We start from the raw sequence: 22,300 nt of genomic DNA, 5'->3' as shown, positions 1-22,300 counted from the left end.
CTGCTCACCCACCGCACGAACCCCTCGAAGGAACAACCATGACAGCGAGCGATGCCCGCCCCGAACCGTTGCGCACCTTGTTCTGCATCGGCATCAACCAGAACTTCTTCAGCCTGCCCAAGAACGAAATCGGCCCGGTGTGGGTCGCCTTCTCCAGCATGCTTTCGGCCATGGCCGCAATGCCCGGTGTCGATGTCATCGGCAACATGGACGACGACTCCCACATGGTCGGTCCCTCTGCCGGATGGCCTTGGACCTGCTACGTGATGGCCGATGTCGACACACAGGAAACGGTCAAGGCCGTGTGCAACCTGTTCCGCACCACGATGGTCGACGACGACCACGCGCTGTGGACCTATGCGCACATTGAGGCCCGCATGGGCCGTGCCCTGACCATCCGCAGCGATGTCGAGATAGCCAAGTAGCCGTGGCAGGAATCAGTGCCACCACGAACGTCGCCGGGTTTGAAACACGACTTCAACTGCTGGAGGCCGGTGAATCGATCCGCTGGATCATCGCCCGCTACATGGAACTGTGCGACGTTCCGCAGCCGGAATTCGACCTAGCCGAACTCGGCGCGCTGTTCACCGAGGACGCGACTTGGCAGGGCATCGGGCCTGAATACGGCGAGAAGTTCGGCAGCTACAACGGCAGGGACGCCATCGTCCGCATGTTGGGCAGCCACCTGTTGCCCGGCGGCCCGTTCACCGCAAACGCCCATGTGCTGGGCGAGGGGCGCATCAACATCTCGTTCCCCACGGCATCGGGCAGCTGGATCATGCAACAGGTCTCCGCGTACACGGACGGCCGCCAGGAAGTGGTTGCCGCCCGCATCACGGTGGACTTCGAACTAGACGGGGCCATGGCCCGGATCAAGACCTTCCGCACGCAGCGCCTCGTGGCGCTCTCCCCGGCGAACCTCGCCACCCCACACTAGCCACCATCCCCAAGGAGTCACTGATGAGCACCCCCATCATGGAGAACCAAGACGGCTTCTCCGCACTTGCCTCGACCGACAGGGTCGCCGGGCAGCTTTACACCGATCCGGATATCTTCGAAGCCGAGCTGGAGAAGATCTTCTACAAGACCTGGGTCTGGGTGGCCCACGAAAGCGAGATCCCGGACAAGGGCAGCTTCAAGAAGGCCATGATCGGTCGCCAGCCGGTGATCGTCACCCGCGACCGCAAGGGGTCGTTCAATGTCCTGCTCAACCGCTGCCGCCACCGCGGCGCCTCGGTCTGCGAGCCGGACAAGGGCAAGGCCAACGGCTTCACCTGCCCGTACCACTCTTGGTCCTACTCGCTCGACGGCCAGCTGCGCGGTATCCCGTACCCCGAGGGCTACGAGGGCGTCATCGAGAAGAAGGACATGCCGCTGCAGAAACTGCGCGTCGAAAGCTACGCCGGGATGATCTTCGCCTCCTTCAACGCGGACATCGAACCGCTCGAGGACTTCCTGGGCGACGCAAAGCTCTGGATGGACCGCTTCATGATGCAGGGTGCCGGCTACGGGATCAAGGTCCAGGGCGAGCACAAGTTCCGCTTCGACGGCAACTGGAAGATCCAGCTGGAAAACACCACCGACGGCTACCACTTCCCGATCGTGCACCGTTCGTGGATGGCCTCCGTTGACGCCGAAACGGCCGACATGCTCTCCTTCATGACCGACGAGAACGCGGTGACCCATGCGCTGGGCAATGGCCACAGCGTCGCCATCATGGTCCCGGAGCACGTCGATCTGGATGCCGATGACGGAACCGAGGAACTGCAAGAACGCTTCCGCCACATCATCGACGAGCTCTCCGAGACGATGCCGGCAGATCAGGTCCGCCGCGTCGTGCGCTCGATGCACGGCGCGGGGTTCAACCTGAACCTTTTCCCGAACGTTGCCATGTCAATGTCCTTCTTCCGCGTCCTGCGCCCGATCTCGGTCAACGAGACCGAGATCCAGCACCTGGCCCTGGGCCTGGACGGCGGACCGGAAAGCGTCAACCGCGAACGCCTGCGCATCCACGAGCACTTCCAGGGACCGTTCGGCTTCGGCACCCCGGATGACTCCGAGGCCTGGGACCGCGTGCAGCGCGGCGCCTACGCCAACCCCGAAATGCCCATCATGGTCAACCGCGGCCTGGGCCGCGAAAAGACGGTGGACGAAGGCTGGAAAACCTCGCACGTGACCGACGAATCGGGCATGCGCGAATCCTACTCACAGTGGAAGAAGATGATGAGCGATGACTAGCGAAAGCACGCTGACCGCCCCCCTTGAAAACGGCTTCGCATCCGACGCGCTGCTCGATCCGCTGGTCTCCAAGGCCATCGCGCTAATCTGGCACGAGGCGACACTGCTCGACGCCAAGGACTACGTGGCCTGGGAGGGCCTGTGGACCCCCGACGGCAAGTATGTGATCCCGATCGATCCGGACACCGATGACTTCGAGTCCGGCTTGAACATGGTCTACGACGATGCCCGGATGCGCCGGATGCGCGTGACCCGGCTAACCGAGGGCTATTCCATGTCGGCGGTCGCATCGGCTCGCACCGCACGCACCATCTCCCGCTTCACCGTCACGTCTAACGACGGTGAGTCGGTCACGCTGCGCTCGGCGCAGATCATCGTCGGATTCAAGCGCGAAAAGCACCTGCTGCTGGCAGCCGACTTGGAGCACCGGATCAGTTTCGCCGACGGCAAACCGCGCCTGGATTTGAAGGTCGTGCGCCTGGTCAACTCCGACGGGGCCGTCACCGCCTCCGGATTCCTGCTCTAGGGCCCCGGAATGACTACGACGACAGACAATCAGACGACCGCCGGGAAACGGGTCGACAACGGCCAGGTCGCCATCGTCACCGGCGCCACCCGCGGCCTGGGCGCCGTCATTGCGCGCACCCTGCACGCTGCCGGCTACTCGGTGCTCGCCACCGGCAGCCGAATCGAACCGGTCCAGGAACTGGCCGACGAGCTGGATCCAAGCGGCAAGACGTCAGCAGCCGCGGTCCTCGATGTCCGCCGCAAGGAGGACTTCGAGGCGGCCCTTCAGTCCGCGGTGCAGCGTTGGGGAGCTGCACACGTGCTGATCAACAACGCCGGCCGTTCCCAGGTCCAGCCGCTGATGGACATCAGCCCGGAGGACTTCTCCGAGATCGTTTCCACGAACCTCGACGGCGTTTTCCTGGGCTGCCAGGTCTTCGGCAAGCACTTCGCCGGAAACGGCTATGGTCGCATCGTGAACATCGGTTCGCTGGCCGGCCAGAACGGCGGCACGGCCACCGGCGCCCACTACGCCGCGGCCAAGGGCGGGGTGGGCACGCTCACCAAGGTGTTTGCCCGCGACCTGGCCTCCGGCGGCGTCACGGTGAACTCGGTTTCCCCGGGTCCGCTTGACCTTCCGGTGGTCTACGAGACGGTTGCCGCCGACAAGCTGGAGGCAGTCAAGGCGAACATTCCCGTGGGCCGGCTCGGCTCCGCGGAATTCATCGCCTCAACAGTCGCCCTGCTTGCCTCCCCCGAGGCGGCATCGGTCAACGGTGCCAGCTGGGACATCAATGGCGGGCTGTTCATGCGCTGATCGCCTCAGCGATCGGCGCATGGCGGCCCCACAGGTTAGAAGCCCCACCCAATTTAGAGGAGTACGGACATGAAGAAGGTCCGGGTCAAAGTGGCCGTGGTTTCGGACGAAACCAGCAGCATCAAGACATTTCGTTTGGAACGCGCCGACGGGTTGGACTTTGCCCCGGCCCCGGCGGGGGCGCACATCGACGTTGTCGGCCCCACGGAGGTCACTCGCCAGTACTCCCTCTGCAATGCACCTGACGAGGGCTCGTACCTGGTCGCGGTGAAGCTCGAACCTGCCTCGCGCGGCGGTTCCGCCGCGCTACACGGCGATGTCTCGGTGGGCACCGAACTTGAGGTCAGCGAGCCGCGCAACTTGCTCAAGGTTGCCACCGATGCCGACCGCCACATCCTCGTGGCGGCGGGCATCGGCATCACCCCGATGATCAGCATCGCCTACAACCTGCACCGCTCGAGCATCGACTTCGAGCTGCACTACTTCGCCCGCTCCCACGCGGAGGCAGCTTTCACGGAGCTGCTCGAGGAGCGCTGCGGCTTCACCGAATCGGTGCGCTTCCACTTCGGGGTTCCGCGCAACGAGCAGGGCACCATCATGACTGCGCTCGCCCGGGACGCCGATACCGGCGTACACGTCTACACCTGCGGCCCGGTGGGCTTCATGGACAACGTCCGCAAAGCGTTCGCCCCGGTTGTCGGCGAGGACCAGGTCCACATCGAGCATTTCGAAGCCGAGGAGATCGACACCTCCAACGACACTGCCTTCGAAGTGGAGCTGGACACCGGCGAGATCTTCGAGATCCCGGCCGATCGCTCAATCGTGGACGTGCTCCAGGAAAACGGCATCGAGGTCGATACCTCCTGCAAGGAGGGAATCTGCGGCACCTGCGTCATGGGCGTCCTCGATGGCGTGCCCGAGCACCGCGACAACTGTCTCTCCACTTCAGAGAAGGCGGCAAACGACCAGATGGCCACCTGCGTTTCCCGGACCTGCGGCAAGCGCCTGCTATTGGAGCTCTTCTAGATCTGCCCTTAATTCATCCATTTCGAAAGGCACCTACATGAAGAAGCACGTCAGCTACCTCAAAATCGTGGCGGCAACAGTCGCTGCCCTCTCACTTGCTGTAACCACTGGTTGCTCACGCCCGGCCGAGGGAAACACCAAGGTCGACGCCAACGGACCGGTCAAGATCGCCGTGGGCATCGACACCACGTATGCCCCCTACTTCGTTGCCGAGGATGAGGGACTGTTCAAGAAAGCCGGTGTCGAAGTGGAGTTGATCCAGTTCGGCCGCGGCGGCGAAGCCGTCGACGCACTCGCTGCCGGACAGGTCCACCTAGCAGGCAGCTCGGACGCCACCACCATCACCCAGTTCCAGCAGAGCCCGGAACTGATTGCGCTGTTCGCCACCCAAACCTCGGGCGAATACGTCAAGGTAGTCCTGCGCAACGGCGTCAAGCCCGAGAACGTCAAGAAAATGGTGGTCGTGCCCGGTCTGAGCGAGATCGCCACGGCCAAGTACCTCGAGGCCAAGGGCATCGATGCCGGATCGGTCGAGTTCATCACCGCTACGCCGAATGACGCCTCCGCCCTGCTGAAGCGCGGCGACGCCGACGGCTTCGTCATGTGGGAGCCGTGGCCAAGCAACGCCGTCGCCGAAGGTGCTGGCACTGTGGCAGAAACCACCGGCGACTATGACTGGTTCTACAACCACTGGGTGATCGGCCGTTCCGACTTAGTCAACGCCCGTGACGAGGCAGCGCAGAAAGTCGCCTCGGCCCTGGCCGAGGCTGCAAGAATCGTGGAAGCCGAACCGGAGCGCGCAGTGACGGCCACCCTGGCGCACACGAAGGTCCCCAAGGAGCAGATCCTTCAGGCCATCGACCAGATCGACTACGAGATCCGTTCTTTTACCGGCAAGGACCTCGAGACCGGAAATACCATGGCCGACTACTTTGTCGGCACGGGCGTGCTGAAGGAGATGCCGGAGCTGGACAAGCGCATTCTTGTGGACTGGATCAACAAGAAATGAGGTTCCTGCCATGACAACGACTGCCACAGCCCCGAGGGACGGTTCCCGCGGTGAAACCTCGGGAACCAGCGTCCAGTTGGATTCGGTGTCGATCGGCTTCGGTTCGACCGAAATCGTGGAGGGCATCAGCCTCGACATCAGGCCCGGAGAATTCGTTTGCCTTCTGGGACCCAGTGGATGCGGCAAGTCCACGCTTCTGTCATCGATTGCCGGATTCACGGCAGTCACCGGGGGAACCATCACCTGCGCCGGAGAGCCGGTGCTTGGGGCCAACCCGCATGCGGGAATGGTCTTCCAGCAATCGGACGCGCTGTTCGACTGGATGAGCGTGGCGGCCAATGTTTCCTACGGCCCGAAGATGCACGGCGCTTCTAAGGCCGAACAGTCAAGGATTTCCGACCGTTTCCTCTCCATGGTGGGATTGCGAAAGGCTGGGGCAAAGTTCCCGAACCAGCTCTCCGGTGGTATGCGTCAACGCGTACAGATCGCGCGGGTGCTGGCCAACGAGCAGCCGCTCGTGCTCATGGACGAACCGTTTGGTGCCCTCGATGCTCAAACCCGGGCCGTGATGCAGGCGGAGCTGACCCAGATCTGGGAAGAAACCGGCTGCACCGTGGTGTTCGTGACCCACGATATCGACGAGGCGGTGGCGCTGGCCGACCGCGTCGTGGTCATGTCCTCCGGGCCGAAGGCAGGACTCAAGAGTGTCTACGACCTGAATCTACCCCGCCCCCGCGAGCGCACCTCCGCTGAGGTCGTTTCCGTCTACGAACAACTGCGCGCTGATATCCGCGAGGAAGTCGCCGCGTCATTGCGTGCCCAAGGATTGGATGACGAAGGATGAGCGCCCTGGAAACAGCACCTCGCGTGCAGCCTGTCGTTGAACCGCCACGGAACAAAAAAGCCTGGCAAGGAGCGCGTCAGCTTCTATGGTGGGCCGCATCGGCTGCCATCGGTCTCGCGCTGTGGAGCGTCGTGGCCTGGTGGTACGGCCCCACGGCCGTGGCTTCGCCGATGGAAGTTGCCGCTGCCGCCGTCGAGCTGACCGTCGACGGAACACTTTGGGTGAGCATCTGGGCCTCTACGCAGCGGATCCTGATTGGCTGGCTGCTCGGCGTCGCGGTGGGCGCACCCATCGGCATCCTCATGGGTCGCCTGAACGTCGTTCGGCAGCTGTTGGACCCGTATATCGAGTTCTTCAGGTTTATCCCGCCCATCGCCTTCGTGACGCTGGCCGTGATCTGGTTCGGCATCGGTGAGACGTCAAAGGTTGTGCTGATCTTCTACACCTCGGTATTCATCGTCACGGTGAGCACCATCGCGGCGGTGCTGGCCATCCCGGAGAACAGGATCAACGCGGCATCGAATCTGGGGGCCAGCCAGCGCCAGATCATGACCTCCGTAGTGTTGCCCTCGGCTATTCCGGGCATCGTCACCGGTGCCCGGCTGGCGATGGGAAACAGCTTCCTCACCATAGTCTCCGCCGAGATCGTTGCCGCCCAGCACGGCCTGGGCGCGTTGATCTGGCAAGCAAGAAACTACGGACGCATCGACTGGACCTTCGTTGGAATCATCACCCTAGGGTTGTTGGGCTTCACCATAGACAGGATCCTGCGCATTGCCTCGGGCAGGTACCTTGCCCGTTACGGGGTGAAGAGCTAGCCGGCTGTGACGCGAGAATGGCCCGGTTTCCTTGGGAACCGGGCCATTCTCGCGTCAAAATCGAAGGAAAGCGGTGGTCATGCCTCCTCCGGGCGGGCCCGTCCGTGGGCCGAGTCCCCTACAGGTCTACGGCGAGGTCGATCCGCTGGCTCAGCACGTCCCTGACCAGCGTTGATATGCTCTCCGCATTTGTCTTTGACTTGATCCGTGCCCGGTGCACGTCGATCGTCTTCACGCTAGTGCCCAGTTTCCGGGCGATGTTCTGGCTGGGCAGTCCGTCGATGACCAGCAGCAGGATCTCGCGTTCGCGCGGAGTCAGGGTGCGCAGCCGTTCCAGTACCTGTTTCCGCTCGGCGGATTCGGCAAAGCGCACCTCGGCCAGTTCGAGTGTCTCCTGCACGGCGTCGAGCATCTGTTGGGGATCGTAGGGCTTCTCGAAGAAATTAACTGCGCCCTGCTGCAGTGCACGCACCGACATGCGGACGTCGCCGTGGGCCGACACGAAGATGATCGGGATCGGTGCCCCAATTTGGTTCAAGGTCTCCTGAAGGGCGAACCCTCCGGTCCGGGGCATCCGAACATCCAAAACCAGGCAGGAGGCTCGCTCCCTGTCGTACCCATCAAGGAAAGACGCCACGTCGTTGTAGCTCTGCGAAGCAATATCGACAGAGTCCAGAAGCCAAGCCAGCGAGGTGCATAACTCGTCGTCGTCATCGACGATGTACACGATCGGTTCAGTGGTCATCGTTGTGTTAGTCATGGTCTCCAATTTCGACTGCTACGACATGGAACCATAGCCATTCCCTGAAGGACCTGCAACGGCCGGACACTAAGGGAACTACCTATCCGCATTGGGCCAGTTGCCCCGAACCCTAGGGCTACTGGGGATATCCCGGAAGTGATTCAGTTCATAGATTACTAACCAAGCCCGCGGAAGTCTGAATAAGACGCCTCCGGGTAGTCCCCAGCCACCCACTTGCAGCGGGCGGCACCATCCGATCAGGAGAGCACCATGACCCAGCTAACCCAAATCCAAACGGACTTTCGGACTGCGATGGCCCACCTTCCGGCCGCGGTCAGTATCATCACCACGGATGGGCCGCACGGGCGGCTGGGCATCACTGTCAGCGCCGTCTGCTCCGTCACCGATTCGCCGCCCACCATCCTGGTGTGCGTGAACAAGAACAGTGCCGCCCACGACATATTCAAGAACAACGGCAAGGTCGGCATCAACATCCTTGCAGGTGAGCAAGAGGAACTGGCGCGCCATTTCTCCGGTGCGACCCAAGTTCCGATGGACCAGCGCTTTGCCTGGGACATCTGGGAGAAAGACACCGACGTCCCGGTTCTCGCCGACGCCCACGTCAAGTGCATCGGAACCATCGAAGCCATTACCGAGCAAGGCTCGCATTCGGTCCTTTTCATCCGGCTTGACCGGGTCGAGGTCAACAACGACAACAGCGGACTCGTGTACTTCAACCGCGCCTTCCACCCCATCGGCCAGCCGGTCGCCGTCTAGCCCACTGCCAACCACAGCGGGCCGCCAATACGCGATTCGTCGATGACCAAGGATTCCACATCATGACAGCAGTTGAAGCCGCCGCTCCCGTATCGCTTGCAGCCTCTATCCAGCGCCTGGCCACCGGAGTGGCCACACCGCTGGATCTGGTCGGCGAATCGCTGGCACGGATCGAGGCGCTGGATCCGGAGCTCCGGGCCTGGGTAAGCGTCGATGCCGACTCTGCCATCGCCGCGGCCCACGGCTTGACCGACATCCCGGAGGGATCGCGGGGGGCACTATGGGGCACCCCGGCGGGGGTGAAAGACATCATCGACGTGGCAGGGATGCGCACTGGCTGCGGTTCGGCGATCTTCGACCAGGCACCACCGGCAAGCGCCGATGCCGGCTGCGTCGCCGCCCTGCGGGGTGCCGGGGGCATCGTGCTGGGCAAGACGGTCACCACCGAGTTCGGATACTTCGCACCCGGGCCCACCATCAACCCTCACCGGCCGACCCGTGGAACCGCACCACACACTCCGGGCGGATCATCCAGCGGATCGGCCGTCGCGGTGGCCAGTGGCATGGTCCCGTTCGCTTTCGGCACGCAGACAGCTGGCTCCCTCACCCGTCCCGCTTCCTACTGCGGGGTGGCCGGCCTGGTCGCCCCGATCCACGCGATCCCAACGGACGGCGTCACCGGGCTGAGCCACAGCCTGGACTCGATCGGCTTTCTGGCCGCCACTGCCGCGGACCTGCGGATTGCCTACACCGCGATCTCCGGCACTCCGGCACCCGCCCAGGGGGCAAGGCGCCCACCCAGGTTGCTGGTTTGGGACGGTACCGACATCGCCCCTGTCTCCGGTGACATGCTTTCGGGCTTGCACTTGGCCATATCCGCCGCCAGAACGCGGGGCGCATTGGTCGAGTCGCTGGGCTCGGCCGCAGCCGTGCGGGACCTGGTCCCGCTGCATATGAGCGTGATGGCATACGAGGCCGCTTGCACGCACAAATGGTTGCTGTCGCGGAAGAATGAGGTCAGTGGTCCGCTGGCCGATCTCCTGTCCAGTGGCGACCTTCTGGCCGACGCCGATTTCCACCGGGCCATGGCAGGACTCGCTGCAGCCCGCAAGGACATCCTTAATCGGCTCCAGCACTTCGACGCCATCATCGCCCCCGCGGCACCCGGATCGGCACCCGCAGGATTGGCCAAGACTGGCGACCCGATCCTCAGCCGCCCGTGGCAGGCCCTCGGTCTACCGGCGGTCACCATGGCCGGGCTGCGCGATGCAGCGGGCATGCCGCTGGGCATCCAGGTCATCGGCAACCCGGGGCATCCCGGTGGCCTGCTGGACATCGCAGAGTGGCTTGAGCCTTCCCTGGCCCAGCACTAAGGCTTTCCCCTACTCGGGCGAGGATTACCCGTATTCAGGGGCGGGAATCAGCAATTATCGGCTGTGCTGCACACCACATAGTCTTCAATGGTCACTCGAAATCTGCCGGATTTCCGGCCACCCTACTCCCACACACACCTTGAGGTGCCAATGTCTTCAACACAGCTCCAGAGCGACCGAACCCTGGGCGGTGCAATCCGCAACGGGCGAATGAACCGCCGCGCATGGATCATCACGATCATGCTGGTCCTCTTCCAGATCGTTGCCTTCGCCGACAAAGCAGTACTCGGTCTCGTTGCCTACAAGGCGATCCCTGAACTAGGCATCAGCACCGTTCAGTTCGGCATGATAGGCAGTGCGTTTTTCTTCCTCTATGCCATCGGCTCCGTGCTCCTCGGCCTGATCGCGGGCCGCACCTCTGTCAAGTGGGTCATCTTCGCCATGGGTCTTGCCTGGGCCGTGCTCCAGTTCCCGATGCTCTTCGGCGGCGGTGCAGCTATCCTTCTGGTCACCCGCATCCTGCTAGGCGGCGCCGAAGGCCCAGCCACTGCCATGTCACTCTCTTCGGCCCACTCATGGTTCAAACCGGCCGACCGGGCGCTGCCCAGCAACCTCATTGCCATCGGTTCCACGCTGGGACCGGTTCTGGCAGCCCCGTTCCTCGCCTTTATCATCAGCAACTTCGGCTGGCGATGGGCCTTCGGCGCCCTCGGCCTGGTAGGCCTGGCGTGGGTCATCGCCTGGTTCATCCTGGGTGCCGACGGACCATTCGGCAGCTCAAAGAACAAGGAAACGGCCGAACCAGAAGCCGAAGCGGTTGCCAATGCCCCGGTCCGCGAGAAGACCGCCGCCGAAATAGCCTCGGACCAGCGGACCAAGCAGTATGAAGACCAAAAGCCGGTCAAGGTCACCTGGATCCTGCTCAGCGCATCGTTCCTCGTTGCCGCTTTCGGCGGTTTCACCAACTTCTGGACGCAAGGCTTCCTCACCACTTGGTCGCCGAAGTACCTGGCCGGCGTCGTCAATATGTCCCCGGAAATGGTTGCACTGATCACCACCTTCCCGTGGATTTTCGGCGCGGTTGTCCTGCTGGCCCTCGGTTTTATGGGCCGAAACCAAATGCGCCGTGGCAAGTCGGTACGCGTTGCACTCGCCGCACCGTTCGGCATCTGCCTCGTCCTGGCCGGGGCCTGCTTCCTGGCCCTGCCCTTCGTCTCTGGACCGATGGTCGTCGTGCTGCTGACACTCGGTGCCGGTTTCAGTGTCATCTATCCGATGGCTCCCTCGGCCATGGCTTTCGCCGTCGGTGCCGGACAGCGACCGGTGATCATGGCAACCCTCGGTGGAGTCGCTTCGATTGGTGCCATCATTTCACCGACAGCCGTCGGCATGTTCATGCAGCAGGCCGGCTACCGGACCGCCGCCAAGGGCACCCCGGAGACGGCCGAAATGATCGGCAACATGATCTCCGGCGTAAACCAGTCGCTTACCATCGCCGGTGGGCTGCTGTTGGCGGCAGGCATCCTTTCTGTCATCTTCTTCAACCCGGACAAGACCGGCCAGCGCCTGCAGCGACGCCTCGCCCAGAAGAGCAACAGCTAAGAAACGTCCGCCGCAGTTCGGGGCATGACAGCGGTGGGATAGATTCCTGCTGACTGGGATCCCGACCGGCACCACAAATAAAATACAGTCCCTTGAGGACTGGCGTAGGCGGTTGCGGCTGTTTCCGGTTCTATTCGGTGACGGCGGCAACCGCCTCCTTGCGCTGGGAACCTGAAGCATGAGACACGGGAAGTCGACGGCGTCATGGCGCTGCCGATCCCGCACCCAATCCAACTTCCCGCGGGAGAATTCACGTCGGAAACGGAACTGGCTGAATGGTCGAGCCCTCGCCCGAAGTTCTAGGGCCCCAAACATGCATCGGAGTTAGTCGTTGCGAAACGCACTCGAGCCCCGGCGCAACCGAAGGCCAGCGAACTTGTCGCTTTCCTTCGGTAGTTGCTCGGGGCTCGAGGACGGTGACGGCACCGTTGAGCTGGTGGCGCTTTCCGGGCGGATCCTAGTCGACCCAGGCGGCGTCGGCGGTCCAGTACTCCAGGCCGGCCTCGCTCACGCCGTGTTTCCATTCGCCCGTCCGTTCCAGCTTTGGCTCAACCGTCACCAGCGACTTGTCCGCTGCGTCGGGGCCATCCGCACTCACGCCCCAGTGAACCCAGTTCACTTCAAGATCGTTTTCATCGTGAACAAACAGGTCTACGTGGTGCCACCCATAGTTAAAGGTGTCTGTGTAACACGTCAGGAACATCTTGTGGTGGTTCTTGGGGTATGGCAATTGGACCTCCATGTGATCGCTTTTCCAGCATGCTACTGGCTGAAAGGCAACCGTGACATGGGGGTTACCTTTACCTCAAGCCAAGGCCGGACGACACGGCCGTCAATATCATTCAGACCCCTACGTGAGTGGCGACCTCTATGCAGTGCCATGTCGGGTCCGGTCTCGATGCCACCCATTGACGAGTGGACCTGAACCGTCCCATCGACCCGCGGGCCGAGCTTCACATCACAGCCAAATTGGTTGCACTTTGGCAACCAATTCCATATAGTTGATATCAATCAACCATATTCCTGCTGTTTTTGGAGCCCCTTTTGTCCCAGACACCCACCCCCACGAAGGCGGAACCGGAGAAGTCCGAATCGGGCATGACTCACCGCCAGGTCATGCAATCACTGACCGGACTGCTCATGGGCATGTTCGTCTCGATCCTCGCCGGAACCGTGGTCTCAACGTCCCTTCCTGTCATCGTTTCGGACTTGGCCGGCGACCAGACCTCCTACACCTGGGTCGTCACCGCGACTCTGCTGGCCACCACGATCTCGACCCCGATCTGGGGCAAGCTGGCCGACCTGGCCAACCGCAAGCTGCTGCTGCAGCTTACCCTGCTCCTCTTCGTAATCGCCTCGGCCATCGCCGGGTTCTCGCAGGACACCAACATGCTCATCACCATGCGCGTGTTCCAGGGCCTGGGCGCCGGCGGGCTGACCGCGCTGACCCAGATCGTCATGGCCGACATCATCTCCCCGCGCGAACGCGGCAAGTACATGGGGCTCTTCGGCGCCGTCATGGCGCTGGGCACCGTGGGCGGCCCGCTGATCGGCGGCTTCATCACCGACGCCATCAACTGGCGCTGGAACTTCTTCATCGCCCTGCCCTTCGCTGCAGTCGCGATCATCTTGATCCAGAAGACGCTTCACCTTCCGGCCCAGGCCAAGCGCAAGGTCTCCATCGACTACGCGGGCATCGTCCTGCTTTCGGCCGGCGTCTCGTCGCTGCTGATCTGGGTTTCCCTGGCCGGCAAGGACTTCGAGTGGGCCTCGGCGACCACCGCATGGATGGTCGGCGGCGCCGTTGCCTCCCTGGCCGCCTTCGTGATCGTCGAGTTCAAGGCCTCCGAGCCGATCATCCCGTTGACGATGTTCAAGAACCGCACCTTCACCCTTTCGGTCATCGCCTCAATTTCCGTGGGCGTGTCGATGTTCGGCACCTCGGTGTTCCTGGCCCAGTACATGCAGCTGGCCCGCGGCGCCAACGCCACCCAGTCCGGGCTGATGACCATCCCGATGATGGCCGGGTTGCTCATCATCTCCACGATCGCCGGCGCGATGATCTCCAAGCACGGCAAGTGGAAGGCCATCATGGTCGTCGGCTCGGTGCTGCAGCTGGCGGGCCTCTACCTGCTGGGCACCATCCACTACGACACCAACTTCGTGCTGGTTTCCGCCTACATGTTCCTCCTCGGCGCGGGCCTGGGCATGGTCATGCAGAACCTGGTGCTGATCGTGCAGAACGCCGTCACCCCCGCCGAGATCGGCGTGGCCTCCTCCGGCATCGCCTTCTTCCGCTCTCTGGGCGGCACCATCGGCGTCTCGGTCCTCGGGGCCCTGATGGCCACCAAGGTCGCGGACCTGATGGGTTCCAAAAGCGCCGAACTGGGCGCCGCGATCGCTGCCCTGGGTGAGAAGGGCAAGGACCTGGCAGAATCGCTGGCCTCCGGGAACATCCCCGCCGTCCACTCCCTGCCCGAATCGGTCCGCACCATCATCGAGTCCTCCTACGGCGACGCCGTGGCCCACGTCTTCATGGTGGCGGCCCCGTTGAGCATCCTGACCATCCTCGCGGTGGCCTTCATGCCCAACCTGGAGCTGGGCAGCCAGACCCGGCACCAGCGCGAGGAAGCCGAGGCCGCGGAGCGGAACCTGGCCGAGGTCAGCGAGGCCGCCATCGCGGCGACCCCGCGACTCGCGGACGAAGACACCTCGGCCCGCCACTGACATGGACGCTCTGGCCGATCCCCTCGCCGTCACGGAACGCGCGGGCACAGATGACGCCGTGATGTCGTCCCTGATCGACGAGGTCGAGCACCAATTCGCGACGATGTTCGTCAACGCCCGCAACAGCATCCGCTCCAGGGCCGCGGCCATTCATCCCGAACTGCACCCGCTGGGGTTCAGGGTGCTCACGATCCTCTCCCGCTCGGGAGCCCGTCAGCAGGGGGCCTTGGCCGAGGAGACGGAGGTGGACAAGGCGATGATGAGCCGGACCATCAAGCAGCTCGAGGCCCTGGGCCTGGTGGAGCGGAGCATTGACCCGAACGACGGCCGCGCCCTGCTGGTCGCCATGACGGATCTGGCCCGGGCGCGCTTCGACGCGACGCTGGCCAATGCCCGCCGCGTGCTCCACGACCGGCTCGCCGAATGGGAGCCCGGCGAGGTCCGCCGCTTCACCGACCTGCTGGCCAAGCTGAACGACTCGGGCATCTAGCCCCATCCCCCAGCCACGTGGTCCCTGGTCCCGGAATGAAGATCTTCGGGGCCAGGGACCACGTGCGTATCGGGTAGCGTTTCAGTCAGCGCCACCGGTCCCCCGCACGGGATCCCGAACCAAGGAATGCCCCCATGGGATTGCTCTTCAGCCACGACACCCTGCCCCAGCGCGTGCTCTTCGGCACCGGCAAGGCCGCCGAACACCTGGCCGCGGAGGTGGCTGCATTTGGCGCCTCGCGGGTCATGATGATCGCCGGGCGGCGCGACGCCAACACGGCCGCCGGCCTTTCCGCCCGGCTCCCGGTCGCCCTGCACTATTCCGACATCGTCCAGCACGTGCCGATCGAAAGCGCGGCACGTGCCCGCGCCGCCGCCCGGGAGCACCGCGTCGACCTGCTCGTGTGCCTCGGCGGCGGGTCGGCCGTGGGACTGGCCAAGGCCGTCGCCCTGGACACCGGATTGCCCGTCATCGCCATCCCCACCACCTATGCGGGCTCCGAGGCAACCAACGTCTGGGGCCTGACCGAGGACGGCCGCAAAAAGACCGGTGTCGACGCGCGGGTGCTCCCTGCCACCGTCATCTACGATGCGCAGCTCAGTCTCTCGCTGCCCTCGGGGCTCTCGGTCGCCTCGGGGCTGAACGCCATGGCGCACTGCATCGATTCGCTGTGGGGGCCGCGTGCCGACCCGATCAATGCGGCACTCGCCGCCGAGGGAATCCGCGCCCTGGCCACCGGCCTGCCGGCCATCACCGACGACCCGGCGGGAATCGAGGGCCGTGAGCAGGCGCTCTATGGCGCCTACCTGTCGGCGGTGGCCTTCGCCTCGGCGGGTTCGGGCCTGCACCACAAGATCTGCCACGTGCTGGGAGGCACCTGGAACATGCCACATGCCCAGACCCACGCCACGGTGCTGCCCTACGTGTTGGCGTTCAATGCGCCGCACGCGCCCGAAGCCGAGTCCCGCATTGCCGCGGCCTTTGGCAGCCCCACGGCACTTGAGGGGCTCAACGCGCTGCGGAAGCGGCTGGACGCACCGCGGGCGCTGAAGAACTACGGATTCGACGCGGCGGACATCCCGGAGGCGGTGTCACTCATCCTGCCGCAGGTTCCTGCCATCAACCCGAGGACCGTCACCGGGGAAAACCTGACGGAGCTGCTCACCGCTGCGCTCCACGGCACCGACGCGGCCGGCCTCTCACCGGTCAAAGCCTGAACGCAGCCAAGCCACCGGCGGCTCGAACCTTGGCCGCGGCGATGTTGCGGCCTGTCGGCACGCCACCGGCATCCGGCTGGCCGTCGGGCAGGTTGCCGGGCGGCATGGCGTTCCCTTACTTCCTTACCTCGCATGAACCGGAATTGACCCCGCGTCGGCCTCGCAATTTATAGTCGGGGTATGGAACAGCGCGTATTGGGCAAGACCGGACGGAACGTTTCAGTCATCGGACTGGGCACCTGGCAGCTCGGGGCCGACTGGGGCAACGTCGACCCGGGGCAGGCGCGGACCATCCTCGCGGCTTCCGCCGAGGCCGGCGTCACCTTCTTCGACACGGCCGACGTCTACGGGGACGGCCGCAGCGAGCAGGCCATCGGGGCGTTCCTCGCGGAGAACCCCGGCACCGGCATCACGGTGGCCACGAAAATGGGCCGCCGGCTGGAACAACGGCCGGAGAACTACAACCTGGCCAACTTCCGCCAATGGGTGGACCGATCCCGCCGCAACCTGCGGACCGAAGCCCTGGACCTGGTCCAACTGCATTGCCCGCCCACCGCCGTCTACAGCCGCGCAGAGGTGTATGACGCGTTGGACACCCTCGTCTCCGAGGGCGCCATCAAGAACTACGGCGTCAGCGTCGAACGGACCGATGAAGCCCTCGAGGCCCTGCGCCACGACGGCACCGCATCCGTCCAGATCATCCTGAACGCCTTCCGGCTCAAGCCGCTGGACGAGGTGCTCCCCGCCGCGAAGGCCGCGGGAGTGGGCATCATCGCCCGGGTTCCCCTCGCTTCCGGCCTGCTCTCGGGGAAGTACACCAGCGAAACCAGGTTCGCCGAAGACGACCACCGCAACTACAACCGCACCGGCGCCGCCTTCGACGTCGGGGAAACCTTCTCCGGCGTGGATTTCGAGCTGGGTCTCCAGGCCGTGGCCGAGTTCCAGCAGCTGGTGCCGCAGGGCGTAGGCACAGCACAGGCGGCCATCGCGTGGGTGAGTGCCCAGGACGGCGTCACCGCGGTCATTCCCGGTGCCCGCACCGTGGAGCAGGCCCGGGCCAATGCCGCCGTCGGGGCCGCAATCACCCCGGAGTTCGACGAAAGCGTCCGCTCCATCTATGACCGCTACTTCCGCGAGGCGGTCCACCCCCGCTGGTGAATGCCCGGCGGGGCCGCTTACGATCCCGCCGGGGGCCTCAGGGCAGTTGTCGTTGCGCTTGCCGGATGCCGCGCTGCGCTATGCGGTCTTTTGCCGGCCGGCCGCCGGCTACCGGATGGACTGCGCAGCGGCAACCGCGGTAGCGGCCGGATCCTGCGCGGTCGGGGAGAGCTTCGCGGGGTCGCGCCGGCCGGTGCGCGTGGCCCCGATGCCGGCAACGATGACCAGCACGATGCCCAAGATCGCCGCCGGGCGCGGGACCTGGTGCAGGAAGATAAGCCCGACGGCCATGGCAATGGCCGGCTCCAGGCACATCAGCGTTCCGAACGCCGCGGTGGTCAGCCGGCGCAGCGCCAGCAGTTCGAGGCTGAACGGGATCACCGGCAGCAGCAGCGCCAGGGCGAAGCCGATCGCCAGCACCTGCGGATCCATGCGCCCGATCACGCCCGGTCCGACCACGAGCGTCGCGGCAAGCGCCGCGACGGGCATCGAGATGGCCAGGGCGCCGATCCCGTCGACCGCGTCCCCGGCGCGCTGGGTGAGCAGGACGTAGACGGCCCAGCACCCGGCGCCCGCCAGGGCGAAGAGGACGCCGGTGAGGTCCGCGGCACCGTGCCAGGGTTCGGTCAGTCCTAGCACCCCGGCCGCGGCAACCAACGCCCACCATCGCCCGGCGCCCCGGCCCTGGATGATGGCAACTCCCAGCGGGCCCATGAATTCCAGCGCGCTCGCGGTGCCCAGCGGGATCGTTTCCACCGCCTTCATGAACGCCAGCGTCATGCCCGCGGTGGCCAAGCCCAGCAATCCGCAGATCCCCAGAGTGGCTCGGCTGAACGTCAGGCGCCAGGGACGGGCGATGGCCACCAGGATGACGGCCGCCCAGGCCAGGCGCAGCCAGGCGACGCCCTCGGATCCCAGGGAGCCGGCCAGCCCGATCGATGCGGCCAGGCCCAGCTGGACGCAGCCCATCGCGGCAAACGCCATCATCGATCCGACGGAGGCGGAACGTGTGGCGGAGGCTGGTGCGTGACTCATGGTTCCCAGTAGACCGGAGATGCGCCGTCCATGTCCACGCGAGAATCATCAACATATCGTTCGCCAATCCTGCACAATAGTTCATATGGAAACCCGGCGCCTGCAATACCTGTACGAGCTCTCCCGCATGGGATCGATGCGCGGGGTGGCGGACATCCTGGGCACCACGACCTCGACCGTTTCCCAGCAGATCGCGCAGCTGTCGCGGGAGACCGGGGCCCGGCTGCTGGAGCCCGACGGACGCGGGGTGCGCCTCACCCCGGCCGGACGCCGACTGGCCGAGCACGCGCAAACCATCCTCGCTGCCGTCGACGCCGCCCGGCTCGACCTGGATTCCGGGGCCGAACCCTCCGGAACGCTGCGCGTGGCCGGATTCGCCACCGCGATCCGCAGGACGCTGATGCCGGTCATCGAGGAACTGGCCGAGCACCACCCCCGGGTGCGGATCGTGGTGCTCGAGCACGAGCCGGCGGAGGCGCTGAAGCTGCTGGCCGCCGACGACCTCGATCTGGCCCTGACCTACGACTACAACCTTGCCCCGGACGAGGTGGGTGCGGACATCGAAACCCTGCCGCTGTGGAGCACCGCGTGGGGGCTGGGCGTGCCGACCGCCGAGGCACAACGTTTCGCGGCGGCCGCAAAGATGCCTGACGCCGCGGCGGTCCTCTCCGCCTTCCGGGACCGCGACTGGATCGGAAACTCCCGCAACATTGCCGACGAAACCGTGCTCCGGCTCATCTCCTCGATGGCGGGTTTCGAGCCGGCCTTGCGCCACCAATCCGACAGCCTGGACTTGGTTGAGGACCTGATCCTCGCCGGCCTGGGCGTGGGGCTGCTTCCGGCCGACCGGCCGCAACGCGAAGGCATCGCCATCCTGCCGCTGCACCACCCGGACCTGCAGCTGCGCGCCTTCGCCCGGACGCGGCGGGGACGCAGCGCCTGGCCTGCACTGGCCCTGGTGCTCGAGCGGCTCCGCAACGGCTGAGCGGCGCCAGATAACAGACGACCGGGGCAAGGTTCCGCAAGGCGGGCCCTGCCCCGGTCGTCCCCAGCAACCAGTTAGCGAACCCCGCGGAACTTCACTGCGGAAGCAAGGGCAACGATGCTGACGCCCGCAAGCACCGCCAGGTAATAGCTCGGTGCCATCGCCTGTCCCGTGACCTCGATCAGGTAGGCGCAGATCATCGGCGTGAATCCACCGAACACCGCCACAGCAGTGTTGTAGCTGAACGACAGGCCGGTCGCGCGGGTCTTGGCCGGGAAAACATCCGCCATGACCGAGGGCAGGGCGCCGAAGTAGACGGACTTCAGCAGGCCCAGGACGATCATGACCAGCGCCAGCACCAGGAAGGTCCGGCCGGCAATGAGCCACATGAACAGCGGGATGGTCAGTACCGCGATCGCGATGGCGGCCGGGACCATGATCCGGATGCGTCCGAACCTGTCGGAAAGGTGACCGACCAGCGGGGTGAGGAAGGTTAGGATGACACCGGTCAGGATCAGCGAGGTGAAGGAAATCGACGGGCTGATCCCCAATTGCTTGATGCCGAAGGTCGGCATGTACTGGATGACGAAGTTCAGCGCGGTGGAGATCGCCAGGGCGCCGCCGGCCATCAGGACGCCTGCCTTCTGCGAGACGAAGACATCGCGCACCGGTGCGTGCTTTTCCTCCGGCGCCACCTCGGCCAGCGGGGCCTCGTCCACGTAGCGGCGGATCATCCAGCCGGCCGGGCCCACCAGCAGCCCGATGACGAAGGGGATCCGCCAGGCCCAGGCGTTCATCTCGGCCTCGCTGAACATCGACGTCAGGATGACCACGGTGATGGCGGCCATGAGGGCGCCCAAGCCCTGGCTGGCGAATTGGAAGCTGCCCAGGAACCCGCGCCGACCCTCGCCTTGCGCAATGAGGTACGAGGTGGCTGCCCCGAACTCGCCGCCGGCCGAGAAGCCCTGGATGAGACGGCCCAGGATGAGGCCGATCGGGGCCAGGATGCCGATGGCGTCATAGCCGGGCATGAAGGCGATCACCGCCGTTCCCAGCACCATCAACCGGATGGTGAGCATCAGGCCCTTTTTCATGCCGTTGCGATCCGCGTACGAGCCGAGAATCAATCCACCCAGAGGGCGAATCAGGTAGGAGACCCCGAAGACCGCGAAGGCCTGGATCACCTCGACGGCGGGGTTGTCCGAGGGGAAGAAGTTGTGGCCGATGTAGATCGCCAGCAGGGCATAGATCGACATGTCGTACCACTCGAGGGCATTGCCGATCGTGGCGGCGGCGATGCCGCGGGCCATGGATTGCTTGCGGGGCGCCGGAGCGCCCGGTGCTTGCGGGGTTGCGGCGATCGGGTTCTGACTGCGGTTCATGGGAGTTCCCCTCGGGAGGCGGTGTCAGGCGTGGGTGGACAGGACACTGGGCGCGAACGGGCTGTTGCCGCGGACCCCCAGGTCGTGGAAGAGACCGCACATGAGCTGCAGTCCCTGGCGGGCGATCGGTTCGAGCATGTGTTCGTTCGGGGCATGCTGGAGGCATCCGGGATACGAATGCGGGATCCAGAGGGTTGGCAGGCCAAGGGTCGATTCAAAGACGGCGTTGGGCAGCGAACCGCCGATGTTGGGCAGGATGGTCGTCGGCAGGCCGGTGCTTTCGCGCAGGGACTCGGACGCCCAGTAAACCCACGGGTCATCGGGTTCGATCCTGCTTGCCGGAAAGCTGGTCAGCACCTTCGCCCTGACCATCGGGAAGCCCGCTTCGTTGAGTGCGCGCTGGACCTGGCCCTCGAGGTCCTGCACGTCGGTGCCCACAACGAAACGCAGTTGAAGGACGGCATGCGCGGTGCCGGGGATGGCGTTGACGGGGTTCTGCGGATCCGCCGCCCCGATGGCCAGCACCTCGAGGGTGTTCCACCCGTAGACGCGTTCGGCCGGGGTCAATTCCGGATCCCCCCAGCCGGCATCCACGTTCGGGTCGTCCCGACCCGTGGCGACCTGGATGCCGTCCAGCGCATTGCGCACAGCGGCGGGCAAGGAGGACGGAAGCAACGCCGGGAGCTTGATCCTGCCGTGTCCGTCAACCAGCACGCCAATGGCGGCGGCCAGGGTGGTGGCGGGATTGCGGATCAGTCCACCCCAGTTTCCGGAGTGGTAGCTCTCCGTGCGCAGGTCGGCGGCGAGTTCGAAGGTGACTCCACCGCGGGCGCCGAGGAAGATGGTCGGGGCCTGGGCCGATAGCCGGGGCCCGTCCGAGGCGATGAAGACATCGGCGGCAAGCTCCTCGCGGTGGGCTTCGGCGAACTCCGCCAAGTCCGGGGAACCGATTTCCTCTCCGGACTCAAAGAGGAACACCACGTTGAACCCGAGGCTCCCGTGCGCCTCGAGCAGGAATTCCAGGGCCTTGAGATTGACCAAGTGCTGGCCTTTGTTGTCCGCCGAGCCGCGCCCGTACCAGCGTTCGCCCTCGGCGCTGAGGGTGAAGGGATCCCTGCCTTCGTCCCACTGGCCCTCGTGTCCGTCGACCACGTCGGCGTGGCCGTAGCAGAGCATGGTCGGAAGATCCGGGTCCTCGATCCGGCGGCCGACCAGGAAGCTGTTGGCCCCGCCGTTCCACTCCGCGTGGATCCGGTTATCGAAGCCCATCTGCTGGAGCCGGGGAGCGATCTTGTCGGTGAGGTATGAATTCAGTTCAAGGCGGTTTGCCGAGTTGGTGCTGACGGTGCGATGCCCGACCAACGCCGCCAGCTCCGAGAAGAATCCCCCGCCATCGACAAATGACGCCGCCTTCTTCAATATTTCCTTGCGATTGCTCATGCCCGCACATCCTTTTGGTTGTTGTATCGTGAATCACACTAAGAGCAGCGACGGGCATCCACCAGTAGCATTTTTCGCAACCCCGTTGACTTGAAGTCAAACCTGATGAAATG

Annotated in this window: 22 protein-coding genes; 17 read left to right on the top strand and 5 right to left on the bottom strand. The window is 64.8% G+C overall.

The features are described 5' to 3' along the window. Positions 1-38 precede the first annotated feature (38 nt). The 9 genes from Q2T94_RS09015 to Q2T94_RS08975 all read left to right on the top strand — a co-directional run bounded on the left by Q2T94_RS09015 (position 39) and on the right by Q2T94_RS08975 (position 7,259). Positions 39-425: a hypothetical protein gene (locus Q2T94_RS09015; protein WP_264271358.1), complete on the top strand. Its 387-nt coding sequence runs from the start codon at positions 39-41 to the stop codon at positions 423-425. Between the two features lie 2 nt (positions 426-427). Beyond that, positions 428-937 (top strand): nuclear transport factor 2 family protein, encoded by a 510-nt coding sequence (locus Q2T94_RS09010; RefSeq protein WP_264271359.1) that lies wholly within the window; start codon positions 428-430, stop codon positions 935-937. Between the two features lie 23 nt (positions 938-960). Beyond that, a complete protein-coding gene (locus Q2T94_RS09005; protein ID WP_302263735.1) occupies positions 961-2,238 on the top strand; it encodes an aromatic ring-hydroxylating oxygenase subunit alpha in 1,278 nt (425 codons plus the stop codon). Next, positions 2,231-2,764, top strand: a complete 534-nt coding sequence (locus Q2T94_RS09000; protein WP_264271361.1) for an aromatic-ring-hydroxylating dioxygenase subunit beta — start codon at positions 2,231-2,233, stop codon at positions 2,762-2,764. The genes Q2T94_RS09005 and Q2T94_RS09000 overlap by 8 nt, the downstream gene beginning before the upstream one ends. A 9-nt stretch (positions 2,765-2,773) precedes the next feature. Further along, entirely contained in the window at positions 2,774-3,562 is a 789-nt protein-coding gene (locus tag Q2T94_RS08995) for an SDR family NAD(P)-dependent oxidoreductase (protein WP_302263734.1), read from the top strand. A 69-nt stretch (positions 3,563-3,631) separates the two neighbouring features. Continuing rightward, positions 3,632-4,588, top strand: coding sequence for a PDR/VanB family oxidoreductase (locus tag Q2T94_RS08990; RefSeq protein ID WP_264271363.1), 957 nt, complete (start codon positions 3,632-3,634; stop codon positions 4,586-4,588). Between the two features lie 37 nt (positions 4,589-4,625). Beyond that, positions 4,626-5,597 (top strand): ABC transporter substrate-binding protein, encoded by a 972-nt coding sequence (locus tag Q2T94_RS08985; protein ID WP_264271364.1) that lies wholly within the window; start codon positions 4,626-4,628, stop codon positions 5,595-5,597. A gap of 10 nt (positions 5,598-5,607) precedes the next feature. Next, positions 5,608-6,441, top strand: coding sequence for an ABC transporter ATP-binding protein (locus Q2T94_RS08980; RefSeq protein ID WP_264271365.1), 834 nt, complete (start codon positions 5,608-5,610; stop codon positions 6,439-6,441). After that, a complete protein-coding gene (locus Q2T94_RS08975) occupies positions 6,438-7,259 on the top strand; it encodes an ABC transporter permease (protein ID WP_264271366.1) in 822 nt (273 codons plus the stop codon). Before Q2T94_RS08980 ends, Q2T94_RS08975 begins: the two co-directional genes overlap by 4 nt. Before the next feature lie 118 nt (positions 7,260-7,377). Here the strand turns inward: Q2T94_RS08975 and Q2T94_RS08970 are convergent, their stop codons facing one another. Continuing rightward, positions 7,378-8,019 (bottom strand): response regulator transcription factor, encoded by a 642-nt coding sequence (locus Q2T94_RS08970; RefSeq protein WP_264271367.1) that lies wholly within the window; start codon positions 8,017-8,019, stop codon positions 7,378-7,380. Between the two features lie 252 nt (positions 8,020-8,271). On the opposite strand from Q2T94_RS08970, the gene Q2T94_RS08965 reads away from it, so the two are divergent. The 3 genes from Q2T94_RS08965 (at position 8,272) to Q2T94_RS08955 (ending at position 11,753) form a co-directional block, all read left to right on the top strand. Further along, complete coding sequence (locus tag Q2T94_RS08965) at positions 8,272-8,778, top strand: flavin reductase (protein WP_264271368.1); 507 nt, start codon at positions 8,272-8,274, stop codon at positions 8,776-8,778. 62 nt (positions 8,779-8,840) lie between these two features. Next, positions 8,841-10,151 carry an amidase gene (locus Q2T94_RS08960; RefSeq protein WP_302263733.1) on the top strand — a complete coding sequence of 437 codons (1,311 nt, stop codon included), beginning with the start codon at positions 8,841-8,843 and terminating at the stop codon, positions 10,149-10,151. Positions 10,152-10,301: 150 nt separating this feature from the next. Beyond that, on the top strand, positions 10,302-11,753 hold the full coding sequence (locus tag Q2T94_RS08955) for an MFS transporter (protein WP_264271613.1): 1,452 nt from the start codon (positions 10,302-10,304) through the stop codon (positions 11,751-11,753). A 457-nt stretch (positions 11,754-12,210) separates the two neighbouring features. Here Q2T94_RS08955 and Q2T94_RS08950 read toward each other — a convergent pair whose 3' ends face one another. Then, positions 12,211-12,495 (bottom strand): hypothetical protein, encoded by a 285-nt coding sequence (locus Q2T94_RS08950; RefSeq protein WP_264271612.1) that lies wholly within the window; start codon positions 12,493-12,495, stop codon positions 12,211-12,213. 356 nt (positions 12,496-12,851) lie between these two features. On the opposite strand from Q2T94_RS08950, the gene Q2T94_RS08945 reads away from it, so the two are divergent. The 4 genes from Q2T94_RS08945 to Q2T94_RS08930 all read left to right on the top strand — a co-directional run bounded on the left by Q2T94_RS08945 (position 12,852) and on the right by Q2T94_RS08930 (position 17,345). Beyond that, a complete protein-coding gene (locus Q2T94_RS08945; RefSeq protein WP_264271620.1) occupies positions 12,852-14,480 on the top strand; it encodes an MDR family MFS transporter in 1,629 nt (542 codons plus the stop codon). 1 nt (position 14,481) lies between these two features. Next, complete coding sequence (locus Q2T94_RS08940) at positions 14,482-14,970, top strand: MarR family winged helix-turn-helix transcriptional regulator (protein ID WP_302263732.1); 489 nt, start codon at positions 14,482-14,484, stop codon at positions 14,968-14,970. Positions 14,971-15,104: 134 nt separating this feature from the next. Next, positions 15,105-16,187, top strand: a complete 1,083-nt coding sequence (locus Q2T94_RS08935; RefSeq protein WP_302263731.1) for a maleylacetate reductase — start codon at positions 15,105-15,107, stop codon at positions 16,185-16,187. 180 nt (positions 16,188-16,367) lie between these two features. Beyond that, entirely contained in the window at positions 16,368-17,345 is a 978-nt protein-coding gene (locus Q2T94_RS08930) for an aldo/keto reductase (RefSeq protein WP_264271609.1), read from the top strand. A gap of 108 nt (positions 17,346-17,453) precedes the next feature. Here Q2T94_RS08930 and Q2T94_RS08925 read toward each other — a convergent pair whose 3' ends face one another. Further along, entirely contained in the window at positions 17,454-18,380 is a 927-nt protein-coding gene (locus tag Q2T94_RS08925) for an EamA family transporter (RefSeq protein ID WP_302263730.1), read from the bottom strand. An 85-nt stretch (positions 18,381-18,465) separates the two neighbouring features. On the opposite strand from Q2T94_RS08925, the gene Q2T94_RS08920 reads away from it, so the two are divergent. Further along, positions 18,466-19,365: a LysR family transcriptional regulator gene (locus Q2T94_RS08920; RefSeq protein WP_302263729.1), complete on the top strand. Its 900-nt coding sequence runs from the start codon at positions 18,466-18,468 to the stop codon at positions 19,363-19,365. 74 nt (positions 19,366-19,439) lie between these two features. Here the strand turns inward: Q2T94_RS08920 and Q2T94_RS08915 are convergent, their stop codons facing one another. Then, positions 19,440-20,747 carry an MFS transporter gene (locus Q2T94_RS08915; RefSeq protein WP_302263728.1) on the bottom strand — a complete coding sequence of 436 codons (1,308 nt, stop codon included), beginning with the start codon at positions 20,745-20,747 and terminating at the stop codon, positions 19,440-19,442. A gap of 24 nt (positions 20,748-20,771) precedes the next feature. Next, positions 20,772-22,187 (bottom strand): M20 family metallopeptidase, encoded by a 1,416-nt coding sequence (locus Q2T94_RS08910; RefSeq protein ID WP_302263727.1) that lies wholly within the window; start codon positions 22,185-22,187, stop codon positions 20,772-20,774. Positions 22,188-22,300 lie beyond the last annotated feature (113 nt).

The sequence above is a fragment of the Paeniglutamicibacter sulfureus genome (assembly GCF_030512175.1).
GTDB classification, from domain to species: Bacteria; Actinomycetota; Actinomycetes; order Actinomycetales; family Micrococcaceae; genus Paeniglutamicibacter; species Paeniglutamicibacter sulfureus.
This window is presented reverse-complemented; position numbering and strand designations above follow the sequence as displayed.

Bases quoted from the DNA above. Each gene is read 5' to 3' on its own strand.
- Q2T94_RS09015 (WP_264271358.1), top strand. From the start codon at position 39: ATGACAGCGAGCGATGCCCGCCCCGAACCGTTGCGCACCTTGTTCTGC.
- Q2T94_RS09005 (WP_302263735.1), top strand. From the start codon at position 961: ATGAGCACCCCCATCATGGAGAACCAAGACGGCTTCTCCGCACTTGCC.
- Q2T94_RS09000 (WP_264271361.1), top strand. From the start codon at position 2,231: ATGACTAGCGAAAGCACGCTGACCGCCCCCCTTGAAAACGGCTTCGCA.
- Q2T94_RS08995 (WP_302263734.1), top strand. From the start codon at position 2,774: ATGACTACGACGACAGACAATCAGACGACCGCCGGGAAACGGGTCGAC.
- Q2T94_RS08990 (WP_264271363.1), top strand. From the start codon at position 3,632: ATGAAGAAGGTCCGGGTCAAAGTGGCCGTGGTTTCGGACGAAACCAGC.
- Q2T94_RS08985 (WP_264271364.1), top strand. From the start codon at position 4,626: ATGAAGAAGCACGTCAGCTACCTCAAAATCGTGGCGGCAACAGTCGCT.
- Q2T94_RS08980 (WP_264271365.1), top strand. From the start codon at position 5,608: ATGACAACGACTGCCACAGCCCCGAGGGACGGTTCCCGCGGTGAAACC.
- Q2T94_RS08975 (WP_264271366.1), top strand. From the start codon at position 6,438: ATGAGCGCCCTGGAAACAGCACCTCGCGTGCAGCCTGTCGTTGAACCG.
- Q2T94_RS08970 (WP_264271367.1), bottom strand. From the start codon at position 8,019: ATGACTAACACAACGATGACCACTGAACCGATCGTGTACATCGTCGAT.
- Q2T94_RS08965 (WP_264271368.1), top strand. From the start codon at position 8,272: ATGACCCAGCTAACCCAAATCCAAACGGACTTTCGGACTGCGATGGCC.
- Q2T94_RS08960 (WP_302263733.1), top strand. From the start codon at position 8,841: ATGACAGCAGTTGAAGCCGCCGCTCCCGTATCGCTTGCAGCCTCTATC.
- Q2T94_RS08955 (WP_264271613.1), top strand. From the start codon at position 10,302: ATGTCTTCAACACAGCTCCAGAGCGACCGAACCCTGGGCGGTGCAATC.
- Q2T94_RS08950 (WP_264271612.1), bottom strand. From the start codon at position 12,495: ATGGAGGTCCAATTGCCATACCCCAAGAACCACCACAAGATGTTCCTG.
- Q2T94_RS08945 (WP_264271620.1), top strand. From the start codon at position 12,852: ATGACTCACCGCCAGGTCATGCAATCACTGACCGGACTGCTCATGGGC.
- Q2T94_RS08940 (WP_302263732.1), top strand. From the start codon at position 14,482: ATGGACGCTCTGGCCGATCCCCTCGCCGTCACGGAACGCGCGGGCACA.
- Q2T94_RS08935 (WP_302263731.1), top strand. From the start codon at position 15,105: ATGGGATTGCTCTTCAGCCACGACACCCTGCCCCAGCGCGTGCTCTTC.
- Q2T94_RS08930 (WP_264271609.1), top strand. From the start codon at position 16,368: ATGGAACAGCGCGTATTGGGCAAGACCGGACGGAACGTTTCAGTCATC.
- Q2T94_RS08925 (WP_302263730.1), bottom strand. From the start codon at position 18,380: ATGAGTCACGCACCAGCCTCCGCCACACGTTCCGCCTCCGTCGGATCG.
- Q2T94_RS08920 (WP_302263729.1), top strand. From the start codon at position 18,466: ATGGAAACCCGGCGCCTGCAATACCTGTACGAGCTCTCCCGCATGGGA.
- Q2T94_RS08915 (WP_302263728.1), bottom strand. From the start codon at position 20,747: ATGAACCGCAGTCAGAACCCGATCGCCGCAACCCCGCAAGCACCGGGC.
- Q2T94_RS08910 (WP_302263727.1), bottom strand. From the start codon at position 22,187: ATGAGCAATCGCAAGGAAATATTGAAGAAGGCGGCGTCATTTGTCGAT.